At 30.5% G+C, this 6,000-nt stretch carries 4 protein-coding genes and 1 other annotated feature; all 4 genes read right to left on the reverse strand.

Going from position 1 to position 6,000, the window contains the following annotated elements; all coding sequences use genetic code 11:
* Nucleotides 1-269: 269 nt before the first annotated feature.
* Nucleotides 270-1,331: a type IV pilus twitching motility protein PilT gene (locus tag NSA58_RS01495; protein WP_039680472.1), complete on the reverse strand. Its 1,062-nt coding sequence runs from the start codon at nucleotides 1,329-1,331 to the stop codon at nucleotides 270-272.
* A 399-nt stretch (nucleotides 1,332-1,730) separates the two neighbouring features.
* Nucleotides 1,731-2,681: a ribose-phosphate diphosphokinase gene (locus NSA58_RS01500; protein ID WP_039680473.1), complete on the reverse strand. Its 951-nt coding sequence runs from the start codon at nucleotides 2,679-2,681 to the stop codon at nucleotides 1,731-1,733.
* A 61-nt stretch (nucleotides 2,682-2,742) separates the two neighbouring features.
* The gene (gene glmU / locus NSA58_RS01505) at nucleotides 2,743-4,119 is read right to left on the reverse strand and encodes a bifunctional UDP-N-acetylglucosamine diphosphorylase/glucosamine-1-phosphate N-acetyltransferase GlmU (protein WP_039680474.1); all 1,377 of its coding nucleotides are present in this window, start codon (nucleotides 4,117-4,119) and stop codon (nucleotides 2,743-2,745) included.
* Nucleotides 4,120-4,346: 227 nt separating this feature from the next.
* Nucleotides 4,347-5,570, reverse strand: a complete 1,224-nt coding sequence (tyrS, locus tag NSA58_RS01510) for a tyrosine--tRNA ligase (protein WP_039680510.1) — start codon at nucleotides 5,568-5,570, stop codon at nucleotides 4,347-4,349.
* Between the two features lie 81 nt (nucleotides 5,571-5,651).
* Nucleotides 5,652-5,903, reverse strand: a binding site (T-box leader).
* Between the last annotated feature and the right edge of the window lie 97 nt (nucleotides 5,904-6,000).

Here is a 6,000-nt window from a genome sequence, read left to right on the forward strand (position 1 = left end):
AATATATCATAGTTTATTTTTGTAATAATAGTATGTTTTTTGCCCCAATATTAAATACGACTTTCATCGATATTTTTCCTTTGATATTTAAGTATTTAATATTATCGTTTTTTATTTCAAGTTTTATACATATTTAAAGGGGATAACAAAAATGTTTCCCCATTTCAACTTACATTTATACTGTTGTTTATAATATAATAATCATCAAATAATTATATAAAATTCATATACCAATTAATAATATTTTCCCCATTTATATTTTATCATCTCTAATAGTAACTACCTACACATTTATTAACATAGTCAAAATCACTACATCTGCTAAGAGCAATTTCCTTAGCAATCCTACCTTGTTGATATAGTTTGATTAAGTCTTGATCCATAGTATGCATACCCTTACTAGTTCCTGTTTGAATAGTATTTTGAATCTGATAGGTTTTATTTTCTCTTATCAAATTTCTTATGGCCGGTGTTGCCATCATCACTTCTGTAGCTGCCACCCTACCATTTCCATCAGCCGTTGGTAGCAATTGTTGAGATATTACCCCTTCGCATACTGTTGATAATTGTGTCCTTATCTGTTGCTGTTGCTCTGGAGGAAAATTATCTATTATCCTATCAATAGTCTTTGCCGCTCCTATAGTATGTAGTGTAGAGAATACTAAGTGACCAGTTTCGGCTGCTGTAAGTGCTATTGATATAGTTTCTGGGTCTCTCATTTCACCTATAAGAACAACATCTGGATCTTGACGTAGAGCAGCCCTAAGAGCTGAGTTAAACGATTTTGAATCACTTCCTATTTCCCTTTGATTTACTATGCTCGTTTTGTGATTATGTACGTATTCTATTGGGTCTTCTAACGTTATTATGTGAGCTTGTCTATTTTCGTTTATCATGTCTATTAAACTTGCTAAGGTTGTAGATTTACCACTTCCTGTTGGACCTGTTACAAGGACTAGTCCTTTGTATTTTTCTGTGAAAGCTTTTAGTGTTTCTGGTAGGTGTAACTCATCAAATTTAGGTACTTTTGCGTTAATCGTTCTTATTGCCAGCGCATAGTCTCCTTTTTGTTTATAGGCGTTTACCCTAAAACGAGTTCTATCTTCTAGTGATGCTGAAAAGTCTAGTTCTCCTATACTTTCTACTATTTTAAATCTGTCTTCTCCAGCTATTTCTTCTACCATTTCTTTTGTATCTTCTTTTGTTAGTATGATGTCAGATAGTTTTATAAATTTTCCTTTTATCCTTGCCATTGGAGATGAATCAGTTGTGATGTGTATATCTGATGATCCTAGGTTTACGGCTTCTTTTAATAAATTAAATATATTCATTTGTTACCTCTTTTATTATTTTTTTATTTAAGTACTTGTATTCTATCCATGATGCACTTTATATAAACCACTATTGTTTTTATATATTAAGTTTACTTGTTAATAAATCAAAAGGAGCTACTACTAATATTCATATGTTATCTATTGATACTAATCATTATACGAATATAAACCTTTGTCATCTTTCTTCTTATTAAACATCACTTTCCTCCTGAAGTTTAATATAATAATCTATACTATTTTACATTTTATACTCAAGCACCATAATACTTTAAATTATTTATATATAATTTAAAGTATTATCACTTATACATATAAAAATCCCATTTAAATTAACTCATTTGATAAAAAAAGAGATATTAATCTCTCGATTAATATCTCTTTTATATAAATTACTAATTAGAATAAAACACTTACAGATTCATTAGAGAATATTTTCTTAATAGCTTCCCCAAACATTTCTGCCACTGTTAATACTTTTATTTTATCAAGTTCTTTTTCTTTAGGAAGTTTTATAGTATCAAGAACTATTAACTCACTAATTGCAGAGTTTTCGATTCTTTCTATAGCTGGTCCAGATAGTACTGCATGTGTACAACCAGCGTATATGTTTTTAGCCCCAAACTCTTTAAGTGCATTAGCTGCGTTTGTTATAGTTCCTGCTGTATCTATCATGTCGTCTAACATGATAACATTTTTACCTTTTACATCTCCTATAAGATTCATTACTTCACAAACATTAGCTTTAGGTCTTCTTTTGTCTATTATAGCTAGTGGAACTTCTCCTTCTAACTGATTAGCAAACTTTCTAGATCTAGTAACACTTCCTAAGTCTGGTGAAACTACAACTAAATCTTCTAAATTTTTACTATTAAAGTAGTTAGCTAATAAGTTTCCTCCTAATAAATGATCTAGTGGGATATCAAAGTATCCTTGTATTTGAGAAGCATGTAAGTCCATAGTTAAAACTCTGTCTGCTCCTGCTGCTGTTATTAAGTTTGCAACTAATTTGGCTGTAATTGGATCTCTTGCCTTAGCTTTTCTGTCTTGTCTTGCATACCCATAATATGGTATTACTGCTGTAATTCTTCCTGCAGATGCTCTCTTTAATGCATCTATCATTATTAATAATTCCATTAAGTTATTGTTAACTGGGTTATTAGTAGATTGAACTACGAATACATCACAACCTCTAACTGTTTCATTGATATTTACACTTATTTCACCATCGCTAAATGTTGTCACTTGGCAATCAGCAACTTTTACCCCTATATATTCTGCGATTTTCTCAGCTAACTCCTTATTTGAATTACCTGCAATAATTTTAATCTCGCTTCCGCTAGTATTCATTACTTATCCTCCTGAAAATTATATAAATATTATTAGGTGTTTTTCCTAAATTAATAATTAGCTATTTATTCTCATCTCTTTTTTCTTTTTTAGCTACCCAACCTTCTTTTACTACCTGTCTTTGCCTAGCAACTGCTAAAGCTCCTTCAGGTACATCTTCAGTTATAGTAGACCCTGTTGCAATATAGCCTTTTTCCTCAACTGTTACTGGCGCAACTAAATTTGAGTTAGAACCTATAAATGCTCCATCTTTTACTATTGATTTGAATTTATTTTTTCCATCGTAATTTACAAATACCACTCCACAACCTATATTAACGTCTTTACCTACATGAGCATCTCCTATATATGAAAGATGTGATGCTTTTGAGTTGTCTTCTATAGTTGCATTTTTAACTTCTACGAAATCACCAATTTTTACATGATTTCCAATGTTACTTTTTGGTCTCAAATAAGCATAAGGACCAACTGTAGTATTTTCTCCTACAGTAGAATCTATCACTGTAGAGTTTTTAACTTCTGTACAGTTTCCTATTATTGAGTTTGTTATAGAAGTATTCATTCCTATAATACACTCATTTCCTATTTTAGTATTACCATGAAGCATAGCCCCTGGATATACTATAGTATCTTGACCTATTTGTACATCTGCTTCTATATAAGTAGCAGCTGGATCTATTATAGTAACTCCATTTAATAAATGGAATTCATTTATTCTATTTCTCATAAGAGTTTCTGCTTTAGATAATTCTAATCTAGAGTTTACACCCATTAATTCCTCAATTGTAGAACCATTGAATGCCCCAACTTTAAAACCTTTATCTCTTAATATCTTCATTGTGTCAGTTAAATAATACTCTCCTTGAGCATTGTTATTATCTAGTAAATCTAAAGATTCTCTTAGCATCTTACCTTTAAAACAGTAGATTCCAGAGTTAATTTCATTTACTGCTAATTCTTCAGCATTCCCATCTTTTTGCTCAACAATTTTTAATAAATCTCCATTTTCATCCCTTATTACTCTTCCATATCCAGTTGGATTCTCAACTTTTGTAGTTAAAACCGTAGCTGTATATTCATTTTCTATATGATAATCAAATAATTTCTTAAGAGTTTCTTCTTTTATAAGAGGAGTATCTCCACATAAAATAACTATTGTATCTTCATCATTTATGTATTCTTTTGCCATTTTAACAGCATGACCTGTTCCTAGTTGCTCAGCTTGCATTGCAATCATAGTATCTTCTGGTAGTATGTTTTTTACAACTTCTGATTCATGACCTAGTATAGCTACTACATCATTAACACCAGATTTTTTTGATACATCTATAATATGGTTAACCATTTCTTTTCCGCATACTTTATGAACAACTTTTGGATATTTCGACTTCATTCTTGTACCTTTTCCAGCAGCAAGAATTATGGCTTTAAAGTTCATATTTTCACTCCATTTCAATAAAGTTTTTTATAATTGTTATTATTAAGGTGTATTATTTCCTAAATAGTATACAATTCAATCGTATTATTATCATTTATAATATAGCATTTTTTTTATAAAAATACTAGGTTTTTGTATTTCTTTACATTATCTTATTATACACAAAAATAGCAGCAACTATAAATTGAGCAGTTACTGCTATCTATTTATTAAATTATTCTATATGATTATTTTACAACTACTCTTTGGAACTTTTTCTTTCCACGTTTTATAACCATACCATCACCAGTTAAATCATCTTTTGCAAATGTAGCTTTAAAATCAGTTACTTTTTCACCATTCACAGTTACTCCACCTTGTTCTACATTACGTCTACCTTCAGATCTAGTTGGAGCTAGTCCACTTTTAACTAATAAAGATATTATATCTATATTTCCATCAGTTAAATCTGCATCAGTAAGTTCTGTTGTAGGCATATTATCATGTGCAGCACCTGAGAATAAAGCTCTTGCACTTTCTTGGGCTTTTGTTGCTTCATCTTCATCGTGAACAAGTTTAGTTAATTCAAATGCTAATACTTCTTTAGCTTCATTGATTCTATTATCTTCCCATTTTTCCATAGCTTCTATTTCTTCTAATGGTAGGAATGTTAACATACGCATACATTTGAATACATCAGCATCTGCAACATTTCTCCAGTATTGATAGAATTCAAACGGAGAAGTTTTGTTTGGATCTAGCCATACTGCACCATTAGCTGTTTTACCCATTTTATTTCCTTCTGAGTTAAGAAGTAATGTTATAGTTAATGCATAAGCATTTTCTCCTAATTTACGTCTTATTAATTCTGTACCAGCAAGCATATTACTCCATTGGTCATTTCCACCTAATTGCATTTGACATCCGTATTTTTCGTATAAGTGATAGAAGTCAAAAGCTTGCATTATCATGTAGTTGAATTCTAAGAAACTAAGTCCTCTCTCCATTCTGCTTTTGTAACATTCAAAGCTAAGCATTCTATTAACACTAAAATGAGTTCCAACTTCTCTTAATAGTTCTACATAATTTAAATCTAATAACCAATCTGCATTGTTTACTAATAAAGCTTTATCTTCACCAAATTCTATAAATTTACTCATTTGTTTTTTGAAACATTCACAATTGTAATTGATTTGTTCCGGAGTCATCATTTTTCTCATATCTGTTCTTCCAGATGGATCACCTATCATAGTAGTTCCTCCACCAACAAGTGCTATTGGCTTGTTTCCTGCCATCTGTAATCTTTTCATTAAGCATAGGGCCATAAAGTGTCCTACATGTAAACTATCTGCAGTTGCATCAAATCCTATATAGAATACTGCTTTACCTGCGTTTATAAGTTCTTTTAACTCCTCTTCATCTGTTACTTGAGCAACTAATCCTCTAGCAACTAATTCATCGTAAGTCGTCATTGACATAGTTTTTCTCTCCTTATTTTTATATTTTAAAAATCAATTTTATAATTTCTTTATAATAAAAAAGCCCTCGTCCTAAAAAAGGACGAGGGCATATCTCGCGTTACCACCTTTGTTTGTAAACAGCTCACACTGCTTACCTCAGTTAGTATCTAAATAAATACTATGACACTATAACGTGTGTCAAATTCGTCACAGCCTACTAAACATTTGTCTTTCAGTGCGAAGCTCAAAGATGTATTCATAATTAATTGTATATGCACCTCTCATCAACCGGTAACTTTCTGTTTATCTTAATTAATTACTACTTGTTCTTATCATTGCTTTTCTATAAAACTAATTTTTATATTTATATCTCATGATAATATCATAATTTTATTTCATGTTTTTGTCAACATTTCTTCAAATCTAATAATATTTTTAGATC

Source organism: Terrisporobacter muris (assembly GCF_024621905.1).
In the GTDB taxonomy this organism is placed as follows: Bacteria; Bacillota; Clostridia; order Peptostreptococcales; family Peptostreptococcaceae; genus Terrisporobacter; species Terrisporobacter muris.